A 26633-nucleotide genomic window follows, 5' to 3' on the forward strand; every position below is an offset into this window, starting at 1 on the left:
AGCTTGAACCGACCACCACACGGTCCAAGGCCCAGGATTCCATAAAGACGTGAACTCCCGAGTTCAGCACCCTTGCCCGAATCGCGCACACAGGGTCGCTTTATTCCGCTTCGCGTCAGCGAACCAAGCAGATCTCCAGACAACGGCTCTTTTTTGCGCACGCGGACACACGAGCAGCCAAAACAGCTGCACGGGCAGCCATGAAAGTTTTGTGACATAGATTACATGCACTTAGCCGCAGATGGTGATTTTTGACGTGCTTTACTTCCCCTTGATGTAGCCTGCCTGGAATTAATTTTCAATACCTCTTCCCGAAGGATCACCTATGCCCAAACTCCGCATGCAGAAATCCATTCTGCTGGGCGCGAGCCTCGCTCTGGCAGCCGCGGCTATGACATTCGGCGTAGCGCACGCCGACAGCAGTGGCATCTCCACCGCCGACGCCGAAATCGGAATGCCTTCAGCGGTCGAGGATTTCTCCTATCCCAACGCGGCGAAGATCGAGGCGGAAACGGGAGCCGTCCTGAAACGCGGCGACGGACACCTGCTGCTCATGTCCTGCGACGGCAGCGAGGACATAAAGATCGAGTCCGTTCACGGCCAGCAGTATTTCTGTTTCAGAGTTGCCGCCAAGCCTGCATTTCTCACACTGGAAATCCCCAAGGCGTACGGCATCTGGACCACCGATGACCCAGTGGAAGCAACCGTCCAGAAAGACGACGGCACCTCTACCGTTATCGACGCGCCCGCAGGCGGGTTCACCGGCTACGGCGAGGCCGGTGCCGATCGCCAACGCACCACGTTGATCGAACTTCGAGTGGAAGGCTGACACACCCTCCCCTGGCAGTTCCAGTCTCGTGTCGTATCGCTTCGCCACGGGACATCGGGAGCCGATGGAAGTTCCGCTGTGCGACGCACCAGGACGACCTGACGCTCCGCCTACCCCTGTGACTTGGCCGGTCAATAACCGTTCGCCAGAGCGCAGTTCGGCAGACCACTAGATATTTTGAGGAACAGATATGTCTGGCAAGCATCCGCGTAAAGCGTGGACTGGCGCGTTGCTCACCGTGGTGCTCTCAGCTGGAGCACTGTCCGGTTCCGCAGCTCAGGCTGTCGACGGTGACGTCGCCGCGGATGGTGTCTACAGCTTCTCCGCGAAGATCGATGTAGGGGGTGGGGTACGCAGTTGCTCAGGCACCCTGCTCAACAACCAGTGGATGATCACCGCCGCAAGCTGCTTCACCGAGGACCCCACGAAGTTCGCCTCACTGCCCGTCGGAGCACCCGCGCTGAAGTCGACCGCGACGATCGGGCGGACCAATCTGAGCGGCACCACGGGTGAAGTCCGTCAGATCACCCAGCTGATCCCGCGTACCGACCGGGACCTCGTACTGGCCAAGCTCGACACCCCGGTATACGGCGTGAGCTTCCTGCACCCCGCCACGACCGCCCCCACCACGGGCGAAGCCCTCAGGGGCGCCGGCTACGGGCGGACCAAGGACACCTGGGTCACCGACCAGCTGCACACCGCGTCCTACACCGCGGGAACCGTCGAAGCCACCGGCCTGGGCATCGACGGCACCCCGGTCTGCAAGGGCGACACCGGCGGGCCGGTCCTGCGGGAGAAGAACGGCCGCCCAGAGCTTGCCGCGGTCGTCACCAACTCCTGGCAAGGCGGCTGTCTGGGCACAGACCCCGCCCAGACGCGCACCGGGGCGGCAGCCTCCCGGGTGGACGACATCCGCGCCTGGCTGACGGAGAACACCGCCTCCACGCTCAACACGTGGAACCTGCAGATGGTCACCAACACCAGCACCGGGCTCTACCACGGCATGCGCAACAGCAACGGTGACTGGACCGGCTTCGGCGACGTGGAAAAGGCCGCCGGATCCGTCACCGACGTCGCCTACGCCGCGGACGCCGCGATCAAGGGCAAGAACTACGTCTTCGCCGTCGGCGGCGACGGCCACCTCTACGAAGCGGCCCGGCGTGCCACGGGCGGATGGGACGCCTTCCACGACATGACCACCGAACTCGGCGCGAAGGCCGGCCTGACACGCGTCGCCGTCACCTCCACCGGCCCCGGCCTGGCCCTGGTCGGCCTCGCAGGCGGTCGCGTCTACCACGCCACAATGAGCGCGGACGAGACCTGGTCGAAGTGGGCGGACGCCACCGCCAAGCTCGGCACCATCGCCGACGCCACCCAGCTCACCGTCTCTCAGACCTCAGGCGGCAACACACACGTCGGCGTCGTCGCCGGCGGCAAGGCCTACCATGGCCTCCGCCGCGAGGACGGCACCTGGAGCACCTGGGGCAACGTGACCCAGTTCGCGACCGGCATCGGCATCGTCGGTGGCATGGCCTTCGCCGGAATCGGCGGCGACCTCCAGGTCATCCTCACCAGCACCAATGGCATCAACAAGCACGGCATTCGAGCAACCGACGGCAGCTGGGGCGACTTCGGCAGCCTCAGCACGAAGCTCGGCACCGACACGGCCACGTCCGTGGATGCCGCCGCAGTCGCTGGTGAACTCCAGGCCGCGATCGTCACCACTGACGGCAAGGTCAAACACGCACTGCGCCACGCCGACGGCAAGTGGGACGCCCCCGAGCAGGTCGGCAACATCCCGGGCATCCCCGCCACCGTCGCCGTCACCGGCAGCGCCGGCTGACAGCCCATGCTACGAGCGCACCCCCGGCAACCGTGGTTGCCGGGGGTGCGCTCGTAGCATGGGGTGAGTGCGCGGTCCGGACAGCAACCTTCATTGACGCAACGATCGAAGAAGCCACCACCACCCCCATCGGGGGAAAGGCATCGGTCACGTCCAGGGGACACGGCTTCTAACCTCAATACCGGTAGTTCGTTGAATCCGGTGGTGGTGCGGGTTGACGGTAGGCCAGGTTGGTCGTAGGCCGGTGGTAGGAGTCAACTGCCTGGCTGGGGGCTGAAGATGACCGCTCGCCGTCCGTGTCCGCCCGCGCCGGGACCATTGGAGGAGTACGCGGCCCGGTTCGACGACCTCTTCTTCAGCCTGGCCCAGCGGCGAGGGTTTCGCGAGTACCTGACCGGGCTGCTGGCGCCTCGGGAGCGGAACAAGACGATCACCTGCCTGGCGGGGGCGGAGCCGGTGACCGGGGCGGGCATGGCGGGGGTGCAGCGGCTGCAGTTCTTCCTGTCCGAGTCGCCGTGGGAGGGCGAGCGGGTCAACGACCGGCGGCTTGAGCTGCTGCGCGAGGAGCCGGCGACGGCTCCGCACGACGGCGGGGTGATCGTGATCGACGATTCCGGGGACCGCAAGGACGGCACGGCGACCGCGAACGTGGGCCGGCAGTGGCTGGGCCGGTTGGGAAAGACCGACAACGGCGTCGTCACGGTGACCACGGTATGGACCGACGGCCGCGTGTATTACCCGCTGCACGCGAGTCCTTACACCCCCGCCCACCACTTCGCCCGCGGCCGCTCCGACCCGGCGTTCCGCACGAAACCGCAGCTGTCCGCTGCTCTAGCGGCCCGTGGGAAGGAGGCGGGTTTCGGCTGCCGGGCGGTGGTTGCCGACTGCGCCTACTCCGTCAGCGACGACTGGTACCTCGCTCTGCGCGAGGCCGGCCTGGCCTATGTGGTCGCGCTCAGGCCGCACCGCGGCACCTGGGCCCGAGCCGACCAGCCGCACACCCCCATCGAAGCAGCCCACGCCCTGGCCTGGCACGATGCCAGGCGTCCCGGCGAGTGGTCACCCGTGGAGCGTCACTTCCGTGACGGGCACACCGAGACCTGGTGGGCCGCCGATGCCCACTTAAGTGGCTACGGTCCCGGCTCACCCTGCCGCCTGGTCGTGGCCACCACCGACTCGGCCACTTTGCCACCGAAGGCCACCTGGTATCTGGCCACCAACCTGCCCCACCCCGACGCACCCCACGCCACCACCGGCCCCCACCCATCGGCTGACCTCGCCGAAATCGTCCGCCTCTACGGCCTGCGGCCCTGGATCGAGCAGAGCTACAAACAAGTCAAGGACGAGCTCGGCTGGGCCGACTTCCAAGTCCGCTCCGACCGTGCCATCCGCCGCCACCAGACCCTGGTCAACTGCGCCTTCTCCTTCTGCTGGGACCAGTGGTTCACCCCATCCGAACCCCTGGATCCCATCGCACCGGACCCGTGCCCCGACGACCGGCCAGAGAGGGGGACCAAGCGAACCCCACCCACCCCAACTGCCCTGCTGGCCCAGGGCATTACGTTCAGTCCGCGCATGGCTCACCCCCGCCACCACCCTGAACCGATGGTGGCGAGCTTGGACGGACAAGGACCCGCCCGCCGAGCTCCAGGCCCTGATCCACGCGGTCACCAACGGACACGGCATTGACCTCTACCGCCGCATTTAACGAACTACCGGTAACCCCGGCGTTCCGCCAGTGGCCTGCGTCAACGCAAGGTGAGACCGGGACTGCGGCGGTACCTCGTCGACCCCAAAACCGCGGCAGAATCCGAGCGACTCAGGAACCAGACTTAGGAAATGGCCACGTTCGTGCGACAGGAGCGTGGCCATCGCTGTGAAAGAGACAGGAGACCGGCAGGTCACAGCATCGGGACATGACGCAGGCTTTGAGATCCCACACCAGCCTTCGAACGGGCGCACGCCGCCGCATGTGAAGGCCACTGTCGGTGGCATCGGCGATGATGCCTGCATGGCGATCACCATGCAGAGCTACGGGCTCACCTGGACCGACTCCGACGGCGTGGCGTGGTCCTCCGCTGTCGCCTACGACAAGAAGAGCGCCGAACACCGCAAGCAGGAGCTGGAAGCCGCCGGAGCGAGCAGCATCGAGGTCGTGCCCGTCAGACCAGGCCAGCTCCCCGAACCCACGGCATGACGCGCCGCAGCCGCCGAAGCACGGTGTTCGATGTTCACGAGAACTGGCAGCGCGTCCGCTCCGTTGGTATCCACAGTCTCGGCCCGCTCTGCCGGTGCCCGGATACCGAGCTACTCCGGCCAGTCCTCTGTGGCGGCGGCGCGCTCCTGCCACAGCCTCACGCCCGGACCGTTCGGCTCCCACCGGTCGCAGAACTGCCGCAGCTCCTCGCACCGGGTCAGCATGGCCGCCCTGCGGACCGGCCAGGGCGGCACCTCCCCACCGTAGGCCCGGAAGAAGGAGCCGAGTGCGCTGCGGTGCTCAGGGTGGTGGGTGCGCACGATCCACTCGCACCAGGCCAGATCCTCGACCGGGTCCCCGATGTGGGCGAACTCCCAGTCGACCACCGCGGTGACCTCGAAGGTGTCGGGATCGAGCAGCACATTGTTGGGCCCGAAGTCACCGTGCACCAGCACGTTCTCCGCTCCGGACGCGTCGTCCGGCAGCACCGTCGGTGCGGTTCCGTGGATACGTCGCAGCAACTCTCCACAGCTCGCCAAGACGGCTTCTGGTTGACCGGCGGCAAGAAGCTCCTGGCCAGGTGCACCGGCCACGAAGCCAAGGGTGAGCGTGGCCTCCGTCGTTCCCTGTACCGGCGGCACGGGCAACCGGCCCTGCAGCCGGGTCAGCAGTGCGTGCTCCCGACGGAGTCTGAGGTCGGCTTCGGGGCCCTCGTATGTCTTCTCCACGACGGCGCCATCGCCGACGGTGCAGTTGGTGTAGCCGTGCTTCAGCGGACGCATCCGCTGATCATCAAACACAGGCAGCTCTCCGGCTACCCCACCCGCGCTTCGCCCGCGCGCACTCTCCCGGCATCGGTCGGTGCAGTCGAAACCCGTGAACAGCGGACGGCGACAGGGGCCGGCCTGACTGGCCGGCGGTGGGGTCAGGGGCGTGCAGGTGCGGTGGGCAGGAGGGCTGCGGCGGCGTGGACGGTGTCCTGGAGGGTGTCGTGGACGGTCACGTCCGGGCGGGCCAGCCGCAACTGCTCCAGGACGTCCAGGCGGCGCGGGTACTCGGGGTGCGCGCCGACTGCGAGGCGTGTGCCGCGGGCGGCGTGGGCTCCGAGTTCGTACAGGGCGATGGGCCGGACGGCTTCGGCACAGAACCAGAAGAGGATCACGTCGGCGATCCGCAGGTGCTCATACTCCCAGGCGGTCTGCTCCCGTGTCGCTTCCACCTGCCCGACCGGGAAGGTGGCGCGGCGCGGGTTGAGCACGACGGCCGGCGAGCCGATCGGATCCAGCTGGAGCACCGCGCGGCGCTGCCCGCCGCAGTCCTCGCCCGCACTCTCGGCATCGACATCACCCTCGCCGTCAAATGGCAGCGAGCCGCAGCCGGTGACTGGGCCGCCTACGCCGCCGAGGTCAGCATGTGATCAACCTCGGCATCTTCGCACGGCACCTCACCGGCTTCTCGATAGCAAGGAATTGGCATGAACAGCGACAGCATGTGGGTGACCTCGGCTGGCGGACCCTTGATCCTCATTCCCGAGTCTGTCTGCCAGCACTGGGGCGGTGCTCCGCGCACCTACCCCGACGACGAAGGTGACTACGGACGCGCCTGCGAGGTCGACGGCTACGTGGGACTCATTGACGTCGGGGCCGCACAGGCACTCGTGCTGGGCGACATGCCGGCCCGCACCATGTTCCTTCCCCAGTACGACGTCCTGGTCAGAGAAGTCGCCGGCGACGAGGATGACGCTGACCTCCCCTCCCTGGTCGCCGACCTGCTGCCACTCGTGGAATGGGAGACGGGGCCCACCTGGTCCATCGAGGAGCCGGTCGTCCTCTTCGACTCCGCCCACGAATCCGCCGAGATCTCCACGGAGGAACACCTGCGCATCGACCTGCCCGCAGGCAGCTACCAGATCCAGTCGGGTTACATCGAAGTCCCCAGCGAGTACCTCATCCTTGTCCGCCTCCTTCGCGACCAGCCGCCGGCAGACAGCCGCGAGGATCACCCCGACGCATCTGACGCTCGGAGGGACCTCCCGTGCTGACCTACGAAGACCTGACCGCATGGGCCGGAGCCGAACACGTCTTCCAAGCCGACCCCGCCAACCTGGCCAGCTGGAGCATCCCTGAGCACCAAAAGGCCCTCCTGGTGCACATCGGCGTCCCCATCATCGACCAACTGATCGAGCACGTCGCGTTCCAGACAGACCCGGCTCCTGCCCTCCAGACCACTTCAGGAAGCGTCCTCTACCAGGTTTCTCGGAACCATCACGGCAACCTCGTGACAGGTCTGGAATGGGCCTTCGGCGTCGAACCGGGCACTGGCAGGGTCTACTACGTCCTGCCCGACGGGGAAGCCTGGTTCGCCAACTCCTCCATCGACCTCTGGCTGCACACGCTGCACCACTACGGCCGTCACGTCGCCCAGTCACCGATCCTCAACGACCCGGATGAGCACGAGGACGAAGCCCTGGCTGAACTTCGCGCGCTCGCGGAGGAACTCAAGGGGATCGACCCACCCGCCTTCGAGGGCTATCTCGGCTTCATCTGGGCCGAGTTCCTCGAACGCTGGCTCTGGTGACGGTCGGCGGCTCGTACGATCCAACCGCGGTCGATGGCGCCGCCATGGCAGCTGTCGACCACGACGTCCAACACCCCTCAACGCACGAAAGTTCCAGCCCCGTGACCTTCCAGGACCATCTCCGGAACCTCGCCACACGAGCAATCAACTCGATCCCCGCCAGCCAGGCACAGGACATCTATGTCGTCTCGTTCTTCATCGACAACGAGAGGGACGACCCGCGACAGCCCACCCTGACCATCGGATACAACACCGAAGCGCAGTTCAGACTCAGCATCGCCGATGCCTCCGACGAGGCGGAAGCCCGCTGGAACTATGGGGTCTGGTGCAGCTTTGGGTGACAGGTTCGGTCACGCGGCCTGGAGGGCCGGTGTGGTCATGACGCTCTCGAAATCAACGGGGGTCAGCCGGCCGAGCGAGGCTTGTCTGCGGCGCCGGTGGTAGGTCCTCTCGATCCATGTCACGATCGCGATCCGCAGTTCCTCGCGGGTGGCCCACGATCGACGGTCGAGGACGTTCTTCTGCAGCAGGCTGAAGAAGGACTCCATGGCCGCGTTGTCGCCTGCCGCCCCGACCTATCGAGCCGACGATCCGGTGACGATCGAGCGCCCGGACGAACTTCCGTGATCGGAGTGGATGATCGTGCCACCCGGCTTCGGGGAACGGTTGCCGATGGCCATGGCCAGGGCGTTGGTGGTCAGTGCCGCGGTGGGTGAGGCGTCGATCGACCAGCCCACCACACGCCGCGAAAACGTGTCCAGGACGACTGCGCAGTACACCTTGCCCTCAAAGGTGGGGTGTTCGGTAATGTCCGTGACCCATAGCTGGTCCCGGGCGTGACGGGTGAAGTTCCGCTCCACCAGATCGGCGAGGGATGGGGTCACGTGCCGGGCGCGGGGGCGTCGGTTGCCGGGCAGACCGTGCAGGCCGGCGCGCTGCATCAGCAGCTCAACAGTGCCGTGGCTGACATGGATGCGCAGGCCCAGGCCGAGTTCGGCGTGCACCCGGCGGGAGCCGTAGGTGCCTCGGGAGGCGGTGTGTGAGGGGCCCGAAGTTCCCGGACAGGCACCCAATAGGGTTGTCCTGAACGAGGAAACGAGGAAGAAGTGGCGCCACCCAGTAAGTACTCGCCGGAGTTCCGCGAGGAAGCCGTCCAGATCGCGTTGAGGTCAAGCAAGACGATCTCCGAAGTCGCCCGGGAGCTTGAGCTGAACTCGGAGACGCTACGCGGCTGGGTGAAGAAGCATCAGAAGCAGCAGGAACCGGCTCCCGATGCAGAACTGACGGTGCCCGAGCGGGCGCGCCTGAAGGAACTCGAACGACGCAACCGCGAGCTGGAGATGGAAAATTCCTTCCTGAAAAAAGCCGCAGCGTACTTCGCGAAGGATCCCCGGTAGCAAGCAAGTACGAGTTCATCGACGAGATGAGGCTCGACACCGAGGAGTACGCATACAGCGTCGAGTTCATGTGCGGTCGGCTCGGTGTATCCAGATCCGGCTACTACGACTGGCGCTCCCGCCTGGAATCCGCGACAGCTCAGCGGCGCGAAGAACTGAAATTGCTCATCGCGAAAGCCTTTGACGTGTCCGACAGCACCTACGGGCACCGGCGCGTCCAGGCCCAGCTGGACCGCTGGGGCGTGTCCGCAGGCGTGGAGCTTGTCCGCCGACTCATGCGCGAACAGGGCCTGCTGCCCTGCCAGCCACGCCCGAAGAGGTTCAACCTCACTCAGGCTGCGGCCGGCCAGGTGCCAGACCTCGTGGGCCGGGACTTCACCGCGGATGCGCCCGGTGAAAAGCTCGTCGGCGACATTACTTACATCGCGACCGGGGAAGGCTGGCTGTACCTCGCGACGGTCATCGACTGTTGCACGAAAGAGGTGATCGGCTACGCGATGGACGACCACTACCAGACTCCGCTGATATCCAGGGCGATCCGCAACGCGGCACGGAACAGGAACCTCTCGGCCGACGCGATATTTCACTCCGACCGCGGAAGTAACTACATGTCAGCCGAGTTCGGGAAGACGCTCGATCGATTCGGGCTCCGCAGATCTTCCGGTCGCACTGGGATTTGTTTCGACAACGCAATGGCCGAATCATTTTTCGGCGCCCTGAAGAACGAGCGCGTATCCAGGGTGACTTACCTGACCCGCGAGGCAGCCCGGCAAGACATCACTCGCTACATCGAATTCTGGTACAATCGCAAACGCCTCCACTCGGCGGTGGGTTACCGCCCTCCGCGCGAAGTCCACGCCGGGTACGTGAAGTTGCGAATCGTCGCGTGAAATGAACGGTCAGAAGCCTGTCCGGAAAACGCGAGGCCCCTCAGTGGATGCCCACGATGGCCTCGGTCAGCCAGGCGTGCTTGACCAGGCGGTTCGATGGCGGCCGGTCCCGCCAGGCGTAGTAACCGGACTCGGCGACGTGCAGTACTCGGCAGGCCAGCTGCACTGGCAGGTGTTCACGGGCCATCACACGGATGGCCTCGAACCGCCTTTTGGGGACGTCACCTCACCCAGCAGTTCGGCAGCTCGCCGGTGGATGGACAGCTCGGCCTCCAGCTCGGCGATACGCTTGCGGGCCGCTGCCAGTTCGGACAGGTCGCTGCTGTTCGTTCCGGGCAACTGTCCTGTGTCGATGAGGTGTTGGCGCCGCCAGATGTAGATCGTCTGGTCGCTGATGCCGAGGAGCTGGGCTACCTCGGCGACCTTCCTTCCGGATGCGACGAGGTCCTTTTGGCCGCCGCCGTCACCGCGGCGCCGACGGCCTGCTGGTCCTGGCCGTACGCCGCCGCGCGGGCGCCAAGTCCTCCTGACAGCTGATGTCCATCACGCCCCGGGCCGGCCGATCGGCCCGGGGCGTGGCCGCGGCAGGACCTGGTCTTCGATGGCACGGTCACGGAGTTCGAGTTTGCTGCTTGCCGGGCGATCCAGGTTCCGGTACTTCGACCGCACGCGCTCAAGGTAGCCCTTGGCGGTATGAGGCGTGACGCGGAGCATCTCGGCCACCTGCTTGAGGGTGAGGCCGGAGGCGTAGAGACGCAGAGTCTCGCGCTCCTGGGCACTGAGTCCTGCCCGGGACGCTTCGGCGGGGGAGTCCATCGCTGCGGCGTGGGCGGGGGAAATGTGCGGGCGTCCATGCGCAGCATCCTGGACAGCACGGAGGACGGCACTGGCGTCCTTGGCCTTTCGCACGTAACTATGCGCACCGGAGTTGATCGCCTCAAGGATGTCGGCCCGGTCATCGCGGGCACTGCACGCGATGACGATCAAGCCCGCGGCTACGAGGTCGTGGACGTTGTCGCCGATCGACCGCCGATCCCGCAGCCGGAGGTCCAGCAGCACGATGGAGGCCGTTCCCGGCGGCAGTGTCAGCATTTCCCAGACGGTGCGCACCGTAGCGGTCACCGCGATCCCTGCTGTGTCGTCCGCGAGCCAGCGCCGCACACCGTCGAGGACGATCTCGTCGTCATCTATGACAGCCACTCTTGTCATTGTTGCCACCTTGCCTGTAGCCAGACACGTCCTTGACCGACTGCGGTCGCCGTCGTGGTGATTCCCGGGCTGGCTGCGGCGACGGCCGTAGCCGCACGGCGCAGTTCCCCCACCGGGGTCGTAGTGGGGAGGCAGACTGTCAGGATTGCCTCGTCGGCTGCCCCCCGCAGAACGATCTCCGCATCACCGGGCTGGGCGTGGGCCAAGACGCGGGCGGCGGTCTTCGACAGCACCGTGAGCACGATGGCGGGCACTTCGTCGACGTCGGCCCGCACCTCGGCGGCGACGCCGTGGCGGCGCGCACAGGAGGACAGTGCCGTGGAGATGTCCGTCCCGGCAGTCGGCTCGCAGGCTCTGTCGTGCCTGAGATGGACGCGCAAAGCCGCCGCAGCGGCCCATGCGCGGGTTCTGTCATGCTGATTGCCAGGGTGCAGTGAGCCATCGGCGAGGTCCTGTACCACGGGCACCAGCCATTCTTCCAGTTCGCGGTAGCGCAGCGCTCGGTGTCGGCGCACCTCATCCCGTGCGCGATGCGCGGTTTCCGGCTGTTGGAAGTGATGGAACGACGTTGCTGCGGTTGCTCCCAGGCCGCGCAATACCGCGTCCATGGCGAGTGCGCCGAGTTGGAAGTACACCACCACCAGCATCAGGCTGACCATCAGTCCCGCCCCGTCTGCGTCGGTCCGGCAGACTGCGATCAGCCCGCTCACCGGGACGATGAGAAGGGTCGGCATCATCCGGTGCGCCGGACGACGGGTGAGGACTGCCACAAGAAACCATCCCGAGCCGCCGTAGACCCAGTTGGCCTTGCCGATCAGTGCGTGCCCCGGGCAGCCGAGAACTGCCAGGACGGATACCGACACGATGACCACGACGAGTGTCCACGCCTGCCGGGCCGACAGCCCGCGCTCGGAGGGACGACGTATCAGCCAGATGACGATGCCCAGGAGGGCGGCCCACGCGGCGGCCTCCGCTTCCGGGTGCGCGTATACGTGCCAGGACGCGAGGATCAGATAGCCGCTGAACAGATGCCAGTACAGGGCAAGACGGGTCAGGCCCGAGGAGAATCCTGTCGCGTAGGCGCTGGTGAGCAACGTGCTGTACAGGTCAGAGGGTCGGCCGCCTTCCGAGGGCTTGGCGGACCACCGCAGAGTGACCGTCGTGCCTGCACCCGGGACCGAGACGACATCGGCAAGGCCTCCGACGTCGATCATGCGCTGCTGGATCGACCTGCGAAGTCCCCATCCGGCTTCGGGTGAGGAGGCCGAGGAGACGAATCCGCTACCGAAGTCCTGGAGACCGACGACAAATCCGTCCGCTGTCACGGTGGCTGTGAGCAGGGCGGTGTTCACTCCCGCATGCTGCTCGATGTTGGACAAGCCCTCACGCAGGGCCGCGCTCACGGCCTGTGCCGTCTCGGGAGGCAGCATCAGGCTCCGGGTGGCACACGCGTGCAGGGTGATACCCCGAAGGGTGGCCTCACGAACGGCGCCCTCCACCACATCGGCGACGCACCGAGGAGCGAGAGCAGGGCCGATTGCACAAGCGCCCTCCATGCGCGTCAGATCCTGGCTAGCCCTCTGGCGTACGAGTGCAGCCCGGGTGCTTGGGATGCCGCGAGCCACTGCGGTGAGGGTGCTGAGTACCGTGTCGTGGAGGAGCAGACGCTGCTCGTAGGCGTCCTTGGCCTGGGCTGCATCCACAGCATGGCGTTGCTGCGCCTGCGCCTGTCGAGTCAGGGCGTCATCGGCTGTGCGGGCGATTCGGCGCATCAGGCGAACGACGAGCAGACCCAGCACCAGCTGCACCGGGTAGACAACGACGGTGGCCAGGACGGCACCGGGTTGAACAGGAACGTTCGCGAGAGCCAAACCACCCCCGTAGGCGGCCATTTCAGCCATCGTTACCAGCACCGCGACGTAGGGCAGCAGCGCCCAGGACGCAAGGAACACCGTCACCGATGCCGAGGCGCACACCCATGTGCCGCCGTCCCCGATCAGCGACCTGGGCAACAGCACGTCAGCCGCAAGCAGCAATAGGGCGAACAGCAGAGCATCAGCGTGGACGAGTCCGGCCGGCAGACGCCGTTGCCTGCGACAGACGCACCAGACGGCCCACCCCCAGAGCACGACGGCGACGACTGCGGCAGTTCGCCACACCCCGGTTGATTCGGGACCACCCACCGCTATGGCGGCCGGTACGGTCAGAGCGCACCAAGAGCAGCGGAAGACGATGGCCGAGCGGGCGATGGCAAGGTCCAACGTCCGGGCCCCCGTCCGGGCGTCGTTCATAGGCTCGGCTTGCGGCAGTTTCAGCGCAGTGAGCATGCATGTCACCTGACATGAGTGGTCAATTGGCTCTTTGTCTGACTATGGACCCGACGTCGCCCCCGTGCTGTCGGTTTGGCCAACTCGTGTAGTCCGGCGTGACGTGGCGGGGACGGGCGGAGGCCCTTTTGGCCCCCGAACGACCGTCACGCCTGGCCGGTCGCCCTGCGTAACGTGACGTGGCAGGTAGAGCGGCAACGCCTCATCAGGAAGCCGATGACCGTCGGTTCTTGAATGAGGGGTGCCGCGCGAAACGGAGGGCCACCATGAAACGGATCCTGACCATCACTGCTGTCGCCGGACTCGCGCTGTTCGGGATGGGGAGCATCTCAGCCTCGGCGGCGACCCTGGGGGGTGTCGACATGCAACGCGCTTGCAACACGCAATACCCCCCGTCCTTCGGGCTGAAGGCGGTCGTCCTCGATCAGCACAACGCGTACAGCTGGCGCTGCGCGGCCCCCTGGGACAACACCCGTCAGATCAACGTCAATGCCGCGTGCGCCAACCAGTACGGCCCCGGCGCCTACGCGGGCCTGGGGAGTGCAACCAACCCGTACAGCTGGTACTGCCGACGCTGACTCGCGAAGCTCGCATCGGGCCACTTCCTCAGTAGCTGTTGTCGTTCCGATCTTGAGGGGTGTTCGTCGAACGGGAGTCTCGATCGGGTGGTTGCCGCCGGCTGCGGGCATGAAGGCAGGGCCTCTTGGTAGCTCGGGGTTGCGAAGCCAACCGAGATCCAGGAGACCCTGTTGCCGCAGTGGTACGTGCTCGCGCCGGTGGAGTTCAACTCGGCTGCACCGTCGTGTGGTTGTGTCGCTCACCGGTTCGGGAATGCGGCCGATCACCCGGAACGTGTTCGGCGGTATCCCTCGGACATGACGGACGCGGAGTGGGCCGTGGTCCGGCCGCTGCTGCCGGTGCCCGGCTGGTTGCGCGGCCGGGGCGGGCAGCCGGAAGCGTACTGTCACCGGGCGATACTCGATCAATGCCACGTAGTTAAGGGCGAGTTGGCGGTGTCAAGCCATCAAGGAAAGTGATCTTGTAGGTGCTCGGTGCCGTACGAATGAGCCATCCGCTTCGGGCCCAGTAGCAGAGTTGCGCGTTGAAGCCGCTGAGGATGCGTCCCGCAACGGTGAGGCCGAGGCGTTGTGCGATCTCACGGGCGTGCATGGACTCGTTGGAGTTCATCGCCAAGATCTGGCAGACCCTGTCCCAGCGGCCGGAGTCGGTCCGGTGTCGGGCGCAGTGTTCTCCATCCCGGCACCTCCGTACGAGATCGTTCGGAACGACCCTAATACTCCAGCTGTAGATCGCGATCAGGCGTCGTGAGACGCTGCCCTTCCCGACTGATCCCCTTGAAGGCCGCCGCGCTCGCCGGCAGTCCCGCCCTCTCCGGCCTGCCGGATAAGGCGCCGGTTGCCGCACCAGCCTCCTCCGATCCGTCGGCCCGCCCGGTAGTCCGCGCATCGCGTGCTCCCACAACCGCTGGCCCAACTCCCGCGCGGAGCAGTTCCCATGGCCGTTGCTGGTATGTCCTGCTATCCAAACGTGCGGAATGCCAGCCGCTCCTTGGTCACAACTCGTGGTCCAGAAGCCAGCCGATCACAGCCCGAGTTGCGCCCAGGAAGATGGTGGCAAGAGAATTGATGGCGAGCTCGGTGCGCATTCGCCGTTCCAAACGATCGGGTCGGCTATGGCGCGAGCCGGGCTGGTGTACAGCTGGAGATCGATACGTCAGCCGATTTCTGCCGACGAGTGGTCGCCGCAGTCCGGACCTCCTCCGGCCTCAACCCCACCACCGTACCCATCGCCCAGGTCAGAGGTTCTCGTGATTCCTTTGGATGCGGGCGGCCAGCAACCCGGCGATGGTGTCGCCGAGCCCGAGATCGGAGTGGATGTCGAGCCAGGAGTCCAGTTCCTCGGCGAGGTCTCTATCGACGACCTTTCCTTGAAACCAGCGCACTTCGGATAGCAGGTTCCGTATGACGAAAAGGGCCGTTACGCCGTCGACGCGGACCGCACGGCGGAACTCTTCTCCCCTCAGGCCTGCGGTCAGCGCCTCCAGGTAGCGCTCGCGTTCCTCTGCGGCGACCTGCAACGCCTGTGTGCGGGTGAGCGAGAAGCGTTGAAGTGCTCGCCCGACTATGTAGTCTGCTGTGAGGTTCGGGGGAATCTGCTGGACGCCGTCTTCCACCGCTTTGCGCGCGAAACTCACATACGTGTCGGCGATGCGCTCCCAGTGCGGGATCTCCAGCTGATGGTCGATGAAGTCGAGTAGCCGCGACGCGAACCAGACTCGCATCGTGATCTCGACGTCCGGTTCCTGGTTGACCGGGTAGGAGTCCGTTATGGCGATGTCCAGCAGGGCGAGGACCCACGGAGCTCGGCGGCCCGGGGGTAGCGGTGGCGACAACCGCCACAGGGCCGCCTGGAGCTGGGGAGGCTCCAGGCGGATCAGTGTCCGGTAGTCGGCGATGGGGCTGTTCATCTGCGGTCACCACGCGTAAGGCTGGATGGCTTCGTCGGGAATGTCGACCCCGGCATCGCGGAAAGCGTTGACTCCTGACTGGAGGTAGGAGTCGGGGACTTCGAGATCCAGAATGGGGTAGTAGTGACCGCTCTGGTCGCTGATCATCCTGGCTCTTCCCTGCTCGAAGATCACGTCTCCGGCTCCCTGCACAGGCTCCCCCCGGAACATCACCGAGTGCTTGATCTTGCGGGATGCTTCGTAGAGGATGCGCAGCTTTCCGTCGGCTCCGACAGCCCACAGGTATTTTCCACCGTTTGTCACCGCCTCGTCGAACGCCTTCGTTCCCGCGTCGATGGGAGCTACTCCTGCCGCCTTGGCGTCGGCCAGTTCCTGATTCAGCAGGTCCTCGTCGGTGGCCTCGGCCGGGGCGACGGACCGCGGTCCGGCTCCCGGCATGGGCCACCGAGCCGGGCCAGGACGTTGGGCGGGGCGTCGGCGGCCCACTTCGAGATCACGGCCGGGGACTTCGCTCCGGCCAGGACCGCGCACGCGGCCAGGACGAAGGCGAATGGGTTGAACCCGGATCATTACTGTGCTCCAACATACAGCGAATATCCCCTGCGTATCCTGGCATTTTCGCCACCCAAGCGGAGCCGACCTCCCCTCTTCTCGCGGGCCTGTGTCGGCCGTGGGGAACCCTGTGACAAGATCCGCTGGCATGTCATCTGTCATGTCGTCCGCCATGCCTTCGTTGCCTTCGTCGCCCACGGGTCCCTCCAGAACCGGTCGCCGTCTGCTGGTCGCCCTGCTCGCGATGCTCGCGACAGCAGGCTCCACCGTGGCCGAGGCCGGCACGCCGTCCGGCCCGGCGCCCGGCGCCGCGGTGAGAGCGGCCGAACCTGCGACGCCTGACCGCCCCAGCTACGACGTAAAGCTGCGCGCCGATGGCGACGGCTCCCACTGGGCGGGCCGGCAGACGGTGTCCTTCCGCAACGCCTCCAGCCGGCTCCTGCGTGAGGTGTACATACGCCTGTGGGGCAATGGCGAGGACGGCTGCGGGACATCCGGAAGACCGTCTCCCGTCCGCGTCTCCCACGTGCGCGGCGGCACTCCGGGCCGCCCCGGCGTGAAGTGCACGGCGCTGCGCATCGCTCTGCCGAGGCCGCTCGCACGCGGTGAGCGGACTGCCGTCTCCTTCGACGTGGCCCTCACCGTGCCCGCACGCAACAACCGCTTCGGCCGCGAAGGCGCGTTCCGCTTCCTGGGCAACGCGCTGCCGGTCCTCGCCGTGCACGACGCGAGGGGGTGGCACCTCGATCCGTATGTGTCGTACGGCGAGAGCTTCTACACCCTGGCGAGCGACTTCCGGGTGCGCCTCGACCACCCGTCCGCCCTCAAGGTCCCGGCGACCGGCAGCACATGGACCCGCACCGGCGGTACCGGGCGTACGGTCACCCACAGCGTCGCCAAGCGGGTGCGGGACTTCGCATGGGCGGCGGGCCCGTTCCGCACCGCGACCCAGACCTCGCCCGACGGCGTGCGCGTGAAGTCGTATTGGTCGCCGAACACGCCCGCCGCCGGTGTCCGCCTCAACCGCAAGGACGGCGTCGCCGCCATCGACCGGTTCGGCAGGGAGTTCGGCCGCTATCCGTACGGCGAGATAGACCTCGTGATGACCCCCGGGTTCGCCGGCGGCATGGAGTACCCCGGCCTGGTCATCCTCGGCACCGAGGAGGAGGGTGGCGCCACCGTCCATGAGATCGCCCACCAGTGGTGGTACGGCGTCGTGGGCAACGACGAGTACAACTCACCCTGGCTGGACGAGAGTTTCGCTCAGTACGCCAACGCGCGCTACTACCGCTGGGACGGGTTCGAGTGCTCGCCGGACGACTCCTGGCCGAGCGCCACCGCCGCGCTCACCAACTCGATGGCCTACTGGTCTACACACCGTGGCGAGTACTTCCAGGTCGTGTACGGAATCGGCCCCTGCGTCCTGGCCGACCTGGAGCACGTCCTCGGGGCCGGCACCATGGCGCGCCTCATCAAGAAGTACGCCCACGACCACTGGTACGGCGTCTCCACCACCGTCGACTTCAAGAAGGCCGCACAGTCGATGACGCACAGGGACCTCGGCCCCTTCTGGCGGAAGCACCGCATCCGCTGAAGTCGCACTCCGCTCGCGGGTGACGGGCGTACCCCGGCGGCGCCACGATGACGGTGACCGACGGGGTACGCGGGCAGGGCGGCGTCGTTCCGGCGGTGCAGTCAGACACTCGTAGAACTCGCCCCGGAAGCGTGACGCTTCTGCGAACGCTTCCCGCCGGACAGCATCAGGCAGCAGACTCACCCTCACGGCCTTCGTCGTGGTCACGTGCACCTTGATCGGAGCACAGGATCAGACGAAGGCCGCCCCCACGTCCGGCGAATCCCCATGCGAGCGAATCCGTTCGAGACGCCATTCGAGACTGTGGCACCATGTACGGCATGACGACGAACCGAAAGGTCCATGCCGCGTAGACGGCCAGGACAGATCCGTGCCGGCGCTCCCGCCAGCCACCGGACAACAGGTGCAAGGCCAGTCATCGACGGCCTGTCATCGCGTGCACTGTCCGAGATCGCCCGTCTCGAGCACACCCGCAACTATCTGCAGCCAGACGATGTCAGCACCGCTGTGGGCCTGTGGAGGAACTACGTCCACCAGCCCGAGCGGGATCTGTGGCACGACTACGAGTGGGGCAACGCGCACTGGTACTGCTGCGGCAACCCCCTCGAAGCCCGAGCCCTCCTCGACACGGTGATGCAGGCCATATCACCCCGAAGTACCCGCGAACTTCAGAAGGTTGTCAGCCGGTCAGACGCCGTCTGGAACCGTCCATCCCCGCCCTATGACGCGGACGGTCGGTAAAGAACCAGCTGAGAGCCGGAGCATCGGGAGAGCCCAGGGATCCCCGTCGCCGGGGACGGGTTCAGCATTGCTGTCAACCGACGTCGAAGAGATTCGGCAGTCGAAGGAGGTAACGGGTGAGGTCGTGGCGTTTGAGCTGCTCGAACTCGGGGGGCCGGTACAGCCGGGTGACGGTGCAGCGTTCCGCGGCCGAACCGATCCCGTCCAGCAGGGCGTTGACAGCCTGCCGGGCCGAGGTGTTGGCGCCTTCCATGGTGGCCAGATCGATGGGCACGGCCACATAGTCGCCGGACAGGAAGAGGTTGGGGATCTTCGTAGCCGATCGCGGACGGTGGTGGAAGGTCCCTGTCGGATGGGTGAGCAACTGCTCCTCGTTGACCGGGTTCGGAGTGCCGAGGCCGTCGACAGCCGGATCGAGGAACCAGGAGTGCAGCACGGAGTCCTTCAGGACCGTACGGCCGCTGTCATTGAGCGCCGCCTTCAACTGCGCCCACACCTCGCGGGCGACTTCGGCGCGGGTGCACTGCTTGGCGGTCTTGCCGTACAGGATGCCCGGCTGGTCCCACTCTGAGACGTCCACGGACAGACAGTCCGCGACCGTGCCGTCGCCGAAGTCGGCAGGGAAGTCGTGGCCCGGCCAGTGCTGGGCCTGGGCGATCGCGGTCAGCGACCAGGGGGAGTCGATGAGGTCGAGGTGGCCGTGCAGTATCGGCGTACGTTCGGTCAGATAGAACTGGATGCCGGTCATCCAGTCCGTCTCCAGCCGGTCGCACTCGGCCAGTTGGGGATCGGCGGCGCGCACGGCGGAGTTCCAGGTGCGGCGCGCGTGCTCGACCGGCATGGCCGAGATGTAGTGGTCGGCGGTGACAGTCCGGCGGGCACCACCCGGGTCCTCCACGACGGCGCCGGCGATCCGGCCCGTGTCCAGGATCAGGTCCCGTACGGTCCAGCCGATGTGGAACTCGACCCCGAGTGACTTCAGGTACGTCACCCAGGGGTCGATCCAGGCCTCGTTGGTGGGCGCGTTGAGGATCCGGTCCAGCGGTCCGTCCGCGCCCCGCCCGAGGAGGTTGAAGGCGAAGGCCTCCAGCAGGGTGGCGACGGTACGGGTGCTGGCCTCTTCCGCCTTGGTGGCCACGATGTTGCGGGTGATGCCGATGGCGAGGATCCGCTGGTAGTCGTACGACATCCGTCCGGCCCGTACGAACTCCCACCACGGCATCTGCTCCCAGGTCTCGTCGCGGCGTTCATCGCAGCTGGTGAGGAAGACCAGGAAGCGGTTGGCGAAGTAGAGGGCCTCGTAGAGGGGGAGGTTGAAGGCGGTGTCCAGGACCGAGGTGAGGGCGCGGAGGATCTCGTCGGTGGTGAGTTCGGCCGGGGTGTTGCCGGGCCACGGAAGCGGGATCCGGATGTCCTCGCGGCCGCCCGACCGGGCGAACAGCATCTCCTTGGGGGCGACGAGGTTGTCGTGGACACCATTGGGGTTGCCGGGGAAGGGGATGCGCCGCATGGTGTCGGGCAGGTTGTGGTAGATGCCGGGGATGAAGCGGAAGCCGTGCTCCCCGGGCAGGGGCCCGCGGCCGCCCGCGGCGCTGTCCGGTACGTCCATGCTGCGGGCCTTGCCGCCCAGCGCCTTGCGTTCGTAGACCGTGACCCGGAAGCCGCGTTCGGCGAGTTCGTGGGCGGCCGTGAGCCCGGCGACGCCTCCGCCCAGTACGGCCACGGTCTGTGGGGCGGCACCGTTCCGGGCCGCGGCCCGTTGGGGGGTCGCGAGGGCGACCCCGCCGCCGGCGGCCGCGGCCGAACCCAGGAACCCTCTGCGTGAGGTGCCGCCCATCGCTACCCCTTACCGTAGGTAACCACCGGCGCACGAGGATATGGGCGACGCACCGATCCCGGAAGAGGGCCAACGGATTTTGGGCCTCTTTGGCTTGATGCCGCATCACCTCGGCGCACCCGACGGCGTGCGGCCAAGGCGTTCCAGATCCCACTGCGGCCGGCCGCATGCCGAGAGGCGGGGAGCGCGGTCGTGGTTGCTGCCCAGATCTTCGAGTGTTCCCTCGATGCCGAATCGCTCCGTGAGGAGGGCTGCGGCCCGCTCCTCCTCGATTGCGACCATCGGCGCCACCAGCCACTCGGCAGAGGAGATGCCCATCGATTTCTCCGTTCATCAGTTGGTTGACCCGCGACAGCCCGGTCATTGCGGATCGGTGAGCGTGATCAGACAGAGGTGATGCAGGGCGGCGGGCCCCGCCATCGCGCGGATCACCGAAGTGGGTTCAAAGAACAATGAGTTGGAGGTCAGCAGTGGCGTCGAGGATTTCCTCGCCGCCTCAGTCCGCCGCCACAGAGTCCACGGATGCCTCACCTGGGTGCGCACCGCGGTACTCCTGGCCCTCGGCGAGACCGTGGCGGACGATCTCCTGGTGCCCATCGGCCTACCCGTCCCGATCAACACACTCACCTGCCGCCCCCTCCCCCATGGGTGTGGGGTCCCACCGTCCGCCCGGAGGGTGGTGGCGGAGATTACGGTCCCAACAGCGGAGGTTTCGACCAACTCGGCTTCGGCACCATCACGTTCACCCGCTGACCGCAGTTGCGGGAGAAGCAGCAACAGTCGTTCCGAAGGGAGGCACGCCGGAGCTCGTCGTGCACCTTCACGAAGACCCGGAGACGTGAGTGACACCGCACACGGCAGGCACGGGCGTTCACGAGGGCCCGTGCCTGCCGTGTTCCTGGTTGGGCTACAGCGGACAGGTGTTCAGGAAGGCGTCGGTGTTGGGGTCGTTGGGGATCGGGCAGAGGAACTGGTCGTAGCGGGTGTCGTTGTCGATGAAGCGTTTGAGCCAGGCGATGCTGTATTCGGCGACCGTGGTGTTGGCGCTGGCGAAGGTGAAGTGGTCGGCGTTGTTGAGCTCGACGAATGCCTTGTTGCGGACGCTCGTCAGCTCGTTGTAGGCGGGCAGGGCGAAGGTGTCGACAGGGGCGACGTTGTCGCCGTCGGCGCCGAAGACCATGGTGGGTACTTTGATCTGGCTGGAGGGGTTGGTGGTGTCCCAGGGCGCCAGGGCGATGGCCGCCTTGAGCGACGGGGTGCTCGCCGCGCTCTCCAGCGTGCCGCCGCCGCCCATCGACCAGCCCATCACGGCCGACCGTTTGGGGTCGATCCTGTTCTTCACCACGCTCTGGGTCGTCAGATAGGTGAGCGCGGCGAGTTGCTGGTTGCTGCGATCGGTCGGGAAGTCCCACAGCGCGTTGCTGTCCAGGGTCATCACCACGAAGCCCTGGGAGGCCAGCCGCGGCCCGTACCAGGCGATCTCCGCCTGCGGGGCGACGAAGCCCGGCATGATGACGACGGAGCCGAAGGTGCCCTGGCTCGTGTCGAGGGGGAAATAGACGGTGCCGGTGTTGAAACCCGCGCCACTGCCGGACGGCACGGTGACCGAGGCGACGGCGAACGGGCCGGTCTCGGCGGTGATGCTCGCCCAGGTCGGGGCGGGGCCACGCTGGTAGGGGTTGGCGGAGGCGGCCTGGGCGGGTACGGCGAGGGCGAGGGCCATCGTGACGAAGACGGCGAAGATGGCCATGAGTGCCCGGGACGGGAACAGGTTCACGGGAGTCCTCTCGGACGGGCAGTCAGTTGGTGTAGACAGCGGGGGAACCATCGACGCTGCTGTCGACCACCGGGGCGTAGGCGGCCGTGAAGTAGCCCTTGCCGGTGCACAGCAGCGAGCCGGAGACCTTGCTGAACACCTGGTTGGTGAAGGTCAGGCCGGCATCGCTGTTGGAGGCCACCGCGGAGAGGCTGGGTGCCTGATAGACGCAGGTGGCGGAGCCCAGCAGGGTGGAGAGCACCACCGTGGTCTGTATCGCACCGCCCGAGGCCGGGGTCACCGTGACGGTGCCGTCGGAGGCGGCTGAGGTGGTGTAGGGCATGTTGTTGACGGTGATGCTCTGCACCCCGCGAACGCCGAAGACGTTGCTGGTGCAGCCGCTGAAGGTCTGGGCGGTCGCGGACTCGGTGGCGGTGCCCGGGGCGGCGGGGTTGTCCGTCACCGTGGCGGAGAGCGTCGAGCCGGTGCAGGTGATGCCGGATGTGCCGCTGCTGCTGGTGGCGAGGGCGGCCGTGGTGCCGCTCGCCAGCGAGGCGGTGAGAACGTCGCCCACGGAGACGGCGTTGCCGGCGGCGCTGCCGTAGGTGAGTACGGCGCCGTCCGCCGAGGCGGTGGTGGCGGGGAGGAGGGCCAGGGCTGTCAGCACAGCGGTGGCGGCGAGGGCGGGGACGTTGGGTCTGCGCATGCGGGAACCTCTGACTACAGGTGTGGGTGGCGAAGGCGGGTCGCCGATCCGCCGGCTCGGGGGTGAAGGCGGTGACCCGTGCAGGGTGGCTCCCGGACTGCGGGAGCAACCGGACCGGTACACGTCCCTGACCCGAGGGCAGGGACGCGAGCACACTTGTTGGCGGCCTTGCGGGTGCGTGACACTGTCGGCTCCAGCGGGTCTCCGACCGCAGGTCCGCCCTAGATGAAAACCTGTGAGAGTTGTAAACCTGACGGGTATTCAAGTCAAGACACTGCGTGCAAGTCGGTGCGCGCGATTTCCCGAGGAAGGATGCGGAATGGCAACAGGTCCGTCGGCGACGCCCGCGCCGGTGCTGCCCGGTACGCGTACGGGGCGGGAGCCGGAGCGCTCTCTACGGCGCGGACCGCGCCGTGACTCTGCCGAGGCCGTCGCCGCCAACCAGCGCGACCGGCTGCTCGACGGCTTCGTCCGGACCGTCGCCCAGCTCGGCTACGCCCAGACCCGCGTCAGCGACATCTGCCAGGCGGCGGGTGTGACCAGGCCGGTCTTCTACGAGCTCTTCAAGGGCAAGGAGGACGCCTTCCTCGCCGCCCACCGCCATGGCACCGCCATGGTCATCAACGTCATGGAGGAGGCGCATGCCCGGACCTCCGACTGGCCCGGCGCGGTGCGTGCCGGACTCGGCGCGCTGCTCGGCACCCTCGCCGAGGCACCCGCGTTCGCGGCCATGGCCATCGTGGAGATCGACGCGGTCGGCCCTGCCGGGTGGGACGCGCGCGAGGAGCTGCTGGCCCGCTTCCGGGACTTCTTCACCGACGTGCCCGAGAGCGGACTGCCCATCCCCACCGAGGAGTTGGTCGACATCGTGGTCGGTGGGGTGTACTCCGCCATCCACCGGCGGATCGCCGCCGGCCGGACTGCCGAACTGCCCGGCCTGCTGCCCGGCCTGACCTTCTCCGTACTGGCCCCCTTCCTCGGCCCGCAACGCGCCGCCGTACGCCTCGCCGACCCGGCACCCTCCACCAACCCGCCGCCGGACTGTCTGGCGGCGGAGGCCTGACGAGGAGGGAGTACTCGACCGGGACCGCGATCCCGGGGTCGGACCTTGCCGGGGGCGAAGGCTGCTGCCGTGACCGCGCAGCGAATGGACTGCTCCAAAGAAACCTAGACCGCCGCGGAAGACCAGCGTTAGCCACCGGATTGACAAATGCGGTCCCGGGATTCCTCGGCGGATGAGCAATGGGGAAGCCAAGGGCACGGGTGCGGGCAGAGTCAGCCGCCGGTCGAGCGCACGCGCGAAACCGGCGGAAGAACGGGTTCCGATACCGGCCGGGAAAGCTCGCGGGGCGGCCCGGGGGCCGCGTCGGCCCGCAGAGCGAGCTCCAGCTCGAACCGGGTCTCCGAATCCCGGAGGGAATCGCCGAACAGCTTCTCCAGCTGGCGCATCCGGTACCGCACGGTCTGCGGATGGATGTGCAACCGCTGGGCGGTACCCCCTACGCTGCTCTCGCTCTGCAGCCACGCCAGCAGCGTCTCAGCCAGCCGGTAGCGCTGGGGCGTGGGAATTCCCGCCAGCGGTGCGAGAGCCCGGTACGACAGGGCCCGGACCAGCGGCTCGTCCGCATACAGGACCAGCGTCGAGAGGTGGTCGGCACACCGGATGACGCCCTCGCCGCGCAGCACACCACGCCTCATGAGTGACAGTGCGCGGGCCGCCCAGCGCAGTGAGTCCGCGATCTGGGCGAGCGGGACCGTCGGCCCGACCGCGGCGGGCCGGCCAGGGAGTGCCGCGGCGAGGGCGCGCCCGTGCGAGGGGCCGGTCGTGTCCGGGTCCGGGACGACCAGCCGAGCCGGGTGCGCGGTCATGTCCGCCAGCACTCCGGCGGGCAGCAGCAGCCGTTCGCCGTCCTCCCGCTCGGTCCCGCCCACGGCGATGACGGCGACCCGCTGCGGCAGCGGCCAGCGTGCGGCGCGGGCCAGCTCCTCGACCGCCTCCGCCGAAGCCGACGATTCGGCGAACAGCAGGTCGAGGAGGCGCTGGCAGCGCCGTTGCAACTCACCGGTGCTGCGCAGTCGGGCTTCGGTGTGGCCTTCGGTGGCCGCCTGCATGATCTCGTGCATGTGCGTGAAGGCCGCGTCCGCGAGCGCGGCCACCTCGCCGGAGTCCAGGGCGAGTTCGTCGGCAGCCTTCATCATGCGCCGCCACGCGGCCCGACCGCCGAGCCGGAGCGCGGCTTGCAGCACTTCGAGGCCGCGCCCCTCGCCGGACTCACCACGCCCGATCTCCTGGTAGGTGCGGACGACGTGCTCACGGTCGCGCTCCCGGCCGGTGCCGGCGATGCGGTCCACGAAGAGCGCCAGGGCCTGTTTGACGCCGGCTCTTATGGTCCGCACGTATGCGTCGTCGGCGGGCCGCGCGTACTCGGGGACCTGTAACTGCACCTCGCGCTCGACCTCGGCGGCGATGTCGTCGAGATGCGGGCGCAGAAAATCTGCCAGCCGGTGGGGGACAACCACGAAGGGATCCATGCGGTTTGCTCCTAGCCGTCGCTCAAGCGGCACAACCGACGACGATATCCCCCCGCCCAAGTCTCCTGTTCTGTCCAGGCGTTACAAGACGGATACTGCGTGTTGTCCTTCCGTGACAAAGCCCTATGGACACCTCCCTACGGCTCAGACCGGCAGGCCGAGCGCTCCACCGAGGACCGGCCACGAGGCGGTGAACTCCCGCTGCCAGTCACTCCATTGGTGCCCTCCGCCCTGGTAGAGGTGCTGGGTGGCCGGGATGGCCAGCTGACCGAGAGCGGTGACGAAGCTCTGTGTGGAGGGTGCCACCAGGCTCTCCAGAACGCCGGGGAGCAGCGCTCCGATGCCACCGCTGATGACCTGCGCCAGCGCGAGGATGGTGCCGAGCCCGCCGGTGAGGCTGCCGGTGCCGACGGAGACGTAGAGTGCGGTGCCGCGCAGGGCGCTCACGCGGGCCAGGGGGTCGAAGTCCTGCCAGGTGGCGGAGTCGAGTGTCGGCGCGCCCCACAGCGACAGGGGGTTGAGGCCCTCCCGGCCCACGATTGCCTGGACGATCGTCGGCATGTTCGTCACGGTGGTGGCGGGTATTCCGCTGTACGACGCTGCGGCCACGAACATGCCCGGATGGCGGGCGGCGTGCGCCATGGCGCCGTATCCGCCGGTCGAGACCCCGGCGACGGCCTGGACCGTGGAGGCCCGGCAGGTGGCGCGCAGGACCGCGGTGACCTCCTGGAGCTGGAAGGTCTCGTAGTCGGGGCCCGTCTTCCAGCGGGTGGGGATGCCGGTGGGCCCACCGTCCGGCATGGCGACGATCAGATCCCGGTTCGCCGTGAACTCCTCGATGTCCGTCTCACGGGTCCATGAGTTGTAGTCGTCGTGTGCGCCGTGCAGCAGATGGAGTACCGGCCAGGTGCGGTCGGGTCGGGCGGCGTAGGAGGTCGGCAGGATGATCCGTACGGGCGAGGTACGGCCCAGTGCGGCTGAGGGGATGCCCAAGTCATAGGTACGCGGCCCCAGTTGGGTGACGGTGACGTCGGCGGCCGAGGCTCTCGGGGTTCCGGCGAGGGCGCCCGCGACGCCGAGGGCGGCGGCCTTGGCGAGGGTGCGGCGGGACAGGCAGCGGTGAGGGACGGACGGACGGTCGGACATGGCGGGCGGCTC

26 protein-coding genes and 2 pseudogenes are annotated in these 26633 nt (G+C 67.3%); 11 read left to right on the forward strand and 17 right to left on the reverse strand.

Annotation, left to right across the window (positions count from 1 at the left end; all coding sequences use genetic code 11):
• Positions 1-325 precede the first annotated feature (325 nt).
• The 4 genes from OHT57_RS00485 (at position 326) to OHT57_RS00500 (ending at position 4869) form a co-directional block, all read left to right on the forward strand.
• Positions 326-829 carry a hypothetical protein gene (locus OHT57_RS00485; protein WP_328743799.1) on the forward strand — a complete coding sequence of 168 codons (504 nt, stop codon included), beginning with the start codon at positions 326-328 and terminating at the stop codon, positions 827-829.
• 190 nt (positions 830-1019) lie between these two features.
• Positions 1020-2672 carry a S1 family peptidase gene (locus OHT57_RS00490; protein WP_328743800.1) on the forward strand — a complete coding sequence of 551 codons (1653 nt, stop codon included), beginning with the start codon at positions 1020-1022 and terminating at the stop codon, positions 2670-2672.
• Between the two features lie 279 nt (positions 2673-2951).
• Entirely contained in the window at positions 2952-4361 is a 1410-nt protein-coding gene (locus OHT57_RS00495; protein WP_328743801.1) for an IS701 family transposase, read from the forward strand.
• Between the two features lie 322 nt (positions 4362-4683).
• Entirely contained in the window at positions 4684-4869 is a 186-nt protein-coding gene (locus tag OHT57_RS00500; RefSeq protein ID WP_328743802.1) for a hypothetical protein, read from the forward strand.
• A 110-nt stretch (positions 4870-4979) separates the two neighbouring features.
• Here OHT57_RS00500 and OHT57_RS00505 read toward each other — a convergent pair whose 3' ends face one another.
• Together OHT57_RS00505 and OHT57_RS00510 are read right to left on the reverse strand one after the other, a co-directional pair.
• Positions 4980-5651, reverse strand: coding sequence for a phosphotransferase family protein (locus OHT57_RS00505; RefSeq protein ID WP_328743803.1), 672 nt, complete (start codon positions 5649-5651; stop codon positions 4980-4982).
• A 143-nt stretch (positions 5652-5794) separates the two neighbouring features.
• Positions 5795-6163: a nucleoside 2-deoxyribosyltransferase domain-containing protein gene (locus OHT57_RS00510; protein WP_328743804.1), complete on the reverse strand. Its 369-nt coding sequence runs from the start codon at positions 6161-6163 to the stop codon at positions 5795-5797.
• Between the two features lie 180 nt (positions 6164-6343).
• Here OHT57_RS00510 and OHT57_RS00515 point away from each other — a divergent pair, with 180 nt between their 5' ends.
• Genes OHT57_RS00515 through OHT57_RS00525 form a run of 3 tightly spaced genes read left to right on the forward strand, consistent with a single transcriptional unit; the run spans position 6344 to position 7787 of the window.
• Positions 6344-6910, forward strand: coding sequence for an Imm21 family immunity protein (locus OHT57_RS00515; RefSeq protein WP_328743805.1), 567 nt, complete (start codon positions 6344-6346; stop codon positions 6908-6910).
• The gene (locus OHT57_RS00520; RefSeq protein WP_328743806.1) at positions 6904-7446 is read left to right on the forward strand and encodes an SUKH-4 family immunity protein; all 543 of its coding nucleotides are present in this window, start codon (positions 6904-6906) and stop codon (positions 7444-7446) included. The genes OHT57_RS00515 and OHT57_RS00520 overlap by 7 nt, the downstream gene beginning before the upstream one ends.
• On the forward strand, positions 7443-7787 hold the full coding sequence (locus OHT57_RS00525; protein ID WP_328743807.1) for a hypothetical protein: 345 nt from the start codon (positions 7443-7445) through the stop codon (positions 7785-7787). Before OHT57_RS00520 ends, OHT57_RS00525 begins: the two co-directional genes overlap by 4 nt.
• Before the next feature lie 9 nt (positions 7788-7796).
• On the opposite strand, the pseudogene OHT57_RS47315 reads toward OHT57_RS00525, so the two are convergent.
• Both OHT57_RS47315 and OHT57_RS47320 read right to left on the reverse strand, forming a co-directional pair.
• Positions 7797-8006, reverse strand: a pseudogene (locus OHT57_RS47315) (IS3 family transposase); the annotation flags it as partial.
• 15 nt (positions 8007-8021) lie between these two features.
• Positions 8022-8450 (reverse strand): DDE-type integrase/transposase/recombinase, encoded by a 429-nt coding sequence (locus OHT57_RS47320; protein WP_443053396.1) that lies wholly within the window; start codon positions 8448-8450, stop codon positions 8022-8024.
• Between the two features lie 102 nt (positions 8451-8552).
• On the opposite strand from OHT57_RS47320, the gene OHT57_RS00540 reads away from it, so the two are divergent.
• Positions 8553-9733 (forward strand): IS3 family transposase gene (locus tag OHT57_RS00540; protein WP_328743808.1). Its coding sequence is split into 2 segments (ribosomal slippage): positions 8553-8817 and positions 8817-9733, totalling 1182 coding nucleotides; the frame shifts between segments, so codons are not numbered across the junction.
• Positions 9734-9773: 40 nt separating this feature from the next.
• Here OHT57_RS00540 and OHT57_RS00545 read toward each other — a convergent pair.
• The 4 genes and pseudogenes from OHT57_RS00545 to OHT57_RS00560 form a co-directional block, all read right to left on the reverse strand.
• The gene (locus OHT57_RS00545; protein ID WP_328753531.1) at positions 9774-9920 is read right to left on the reverse strand and encodes a hypothetical protein; all 147 of its coding nucleotides are present in this window, start codon (positions 9918-9920) and stop codon (positions 9774-9776) included.
• Positions 9920-10165, reverse strand: a pseudogene (locus OHT57_RS00550) (transposase); the annotation flags it as partial. The gene OHT57_RS00545 and the pseudogene OHT57_RS00550, both read right to left, overlap by 1 nt.
• A gap of 111 nt (positions 10166-10276) precedes the next feature.
• Complete coding sequence (locus OHT57_RS00555) at positions 10277-10933, reverse strand: response regulator transcription factor (RefSeq protein WP_328743809.1); 657 nt, start codon at positions 10931-10933, stop codon at positions 10277-10279.
• A 5-nt stretch (positions 10934-10938) separates the two neighbouring features.
• Positions 10939-13269 (reverse strand): sensor histidine kinase, encoded by a 2331-nt coding sequence (locus OHT57_RS00560; protein WP_328743810.1) that lies wholly within the window; start codon positions 13267-13269, stop codon positions 10939-10941.
• A gap of 266 nt (positions 13270-13535) precedes the next feature.
• On the opposite strand from OHT57_RS00560, the gene OHT57_RS00565 reads away from it, so the two are divergent.
• On the forward strand, positions 13536-13847 hold the full coding sequence (locus OHT57_RS00565) for a hypothetical protein (protein ID WP_328743811.1): 312 nt from the start codon (positions 13536-13538) through the stop codon (positions 13845-13847).
• A gap of 1238 nt (positions 13848-15085) precedes the next feature.
• Here OHT57_RS00565 and OHT57_RS00575 read toward each other — a convergent pair.
• Complete coding sequence (locus OHT57_RS00575; RefSeq protein WP_328743812.1) at positions 15086-15757, reverse strand: hypothetical protein; 672 nt, start codon at positions 15755-15757, stop codon at positions 15086-15088.
• 6 nt (positions 15758-15763) lie between these two features.
• Positions 15764-16195 (reverse strand): hypothetical protein, encoded by a 432-nt coding sequence (locus tag OHT57_RS00580; protein ID WP_328743813.1) that lies wholly within the window; start codon positions 16193-16195, stop codon positions 15764-15766.
• A gap of 286 nt (positions 16196-16481) precedes the next feature.
• On the opposite strand from OHT57_RS00580, the gene OHT57_RS00585 reads away from it, so the two are divergent.
• A complete protein-coding gene (locus OHT57_RS00585; protein ID WP_328743814.1) occupies positions 16482-17903 on the forward strand; it encodes a M1 family metallopeptidase in 1422 nt (473 codons plus the stop codon).
• A gap of 814 nt (positions 17904-18717) precedes the next feature.
• Here the strand turns inward: OHT57_RS00585 and OHT57_RS00590 are convergent.
• The 5 genes from OHT57_RS00590 to OHT57_RS00610 form a co-directional block, all read right to left on the reverse strand.
• Positions 18718-20481, reverse strand: coding sequence for a hydroxysqualene dehydroxylase (locus OHT57_RS00590; protein ID WP_328743815.1), 1764 nt, complete (start codon positions 20479-20481; stop codon positions 18718-18720).
• Between the two features lie 105 nt (positions 20482-20586).
• The gene (locus OHT57_RS00595) at positions 20587-20799 is read right to left on the reverse strand and encodes a hypothetical protein (RefSeq protein ID WP_328743816.1); all 213 of its coding nucleotides are present in this window, start codon (positions 20797-20799) and stop codon (positions 20587-20589) included.
• A gap of 42 nt (positions 20800-20841) precedes the next feature.
• The gene (locus OHT57_RS00600; RefSeq protein ID WP_328743817.1) at positions 20842-21024 is read right to left on the reverse strand and encodes a hypothetical protein; all 183 of its coding nucleotides are present in this window, start codon (positions 21022-21024) and stop codon (positions 20842-20844) included.
• Positions 21025-21388: 364 nt separating this feature from the next.
• Positions 21389-22231, reverse strand: coding sequence for a dienelactone hydrolase family protein (locus tag OHT57_RS00605; protein WP_443053581.1), 843 nt, complete (start codon positions 22229-22231; stop codon positions 21389-21391).
• A gap of 49 nt (positions 22232-22280) precedes the next feature.
• On the reverse strand, positions 22281-22943 hold the full coding sequence (locus tag OHT57_RS00610; protein WP_328743819.1) for a Tat pathway signal sequence domain protein: 663 nt from the start codon (positions 22941-22943) through the stop codon (positions 22281-22283).
• Positions 22944-23262: 319 nt separating this feature from the next.
• On the opposite strand from OHT57_RS00610, the gene OHT57_RS00615 reads away from it, so the two are divergent.
• The gene (locus OHT57_RS00615; protein WP_328743820.1) at positions 23263-24006 is read left to right on the forward strand and encodes a TetR/AcrR family transcriptional regulator; all 744 of its coding nucleotides are present in this window, start codon (positions 23263-23265) and stop codon (positions 24004-24006) included.
• 212 nt (positions 24007-24218) lie between these two features.
• Here the strand turns inward: OHT57_RS00615 and OHT57_RS00620 are convergent, their stop codons facing one another.
• A complete protein-coding gene (locus tag OHT57_RS00620) occupies positions 24219-25475 on the reverse strand; it encodes a PucR family transcriptional regulator (protein ID WP_328743821.1) in 1257 nt (418 codons plus the stop codon).
• Between the two features lie 144 nt (positions 25476-25619).
• The gene (locus OHT57_RS00625) at positions 25620-26621 is read right to left on the reverse strand and encodes an alpha/beta hydrolase (RefSeq protein WP_328743822.1); all 1002 of its coding nucleotides are present in this window, start codon (positions 26619-26621) and stop codon (positions 25620-25622) included.
• Between the last annotated feature and the right edge of the window lie 12 nt (positions 26622-26633).

The sequence above is a fragment of the Streptomyces sp. NBC_00285 genome (assembly GCF_036174265.1).
Taxonomy (GTDB): Bacteria; Actinomycetota; Actinomycetes; order Streptomycetales; family Streptomycetaceae; genus Streptomyces.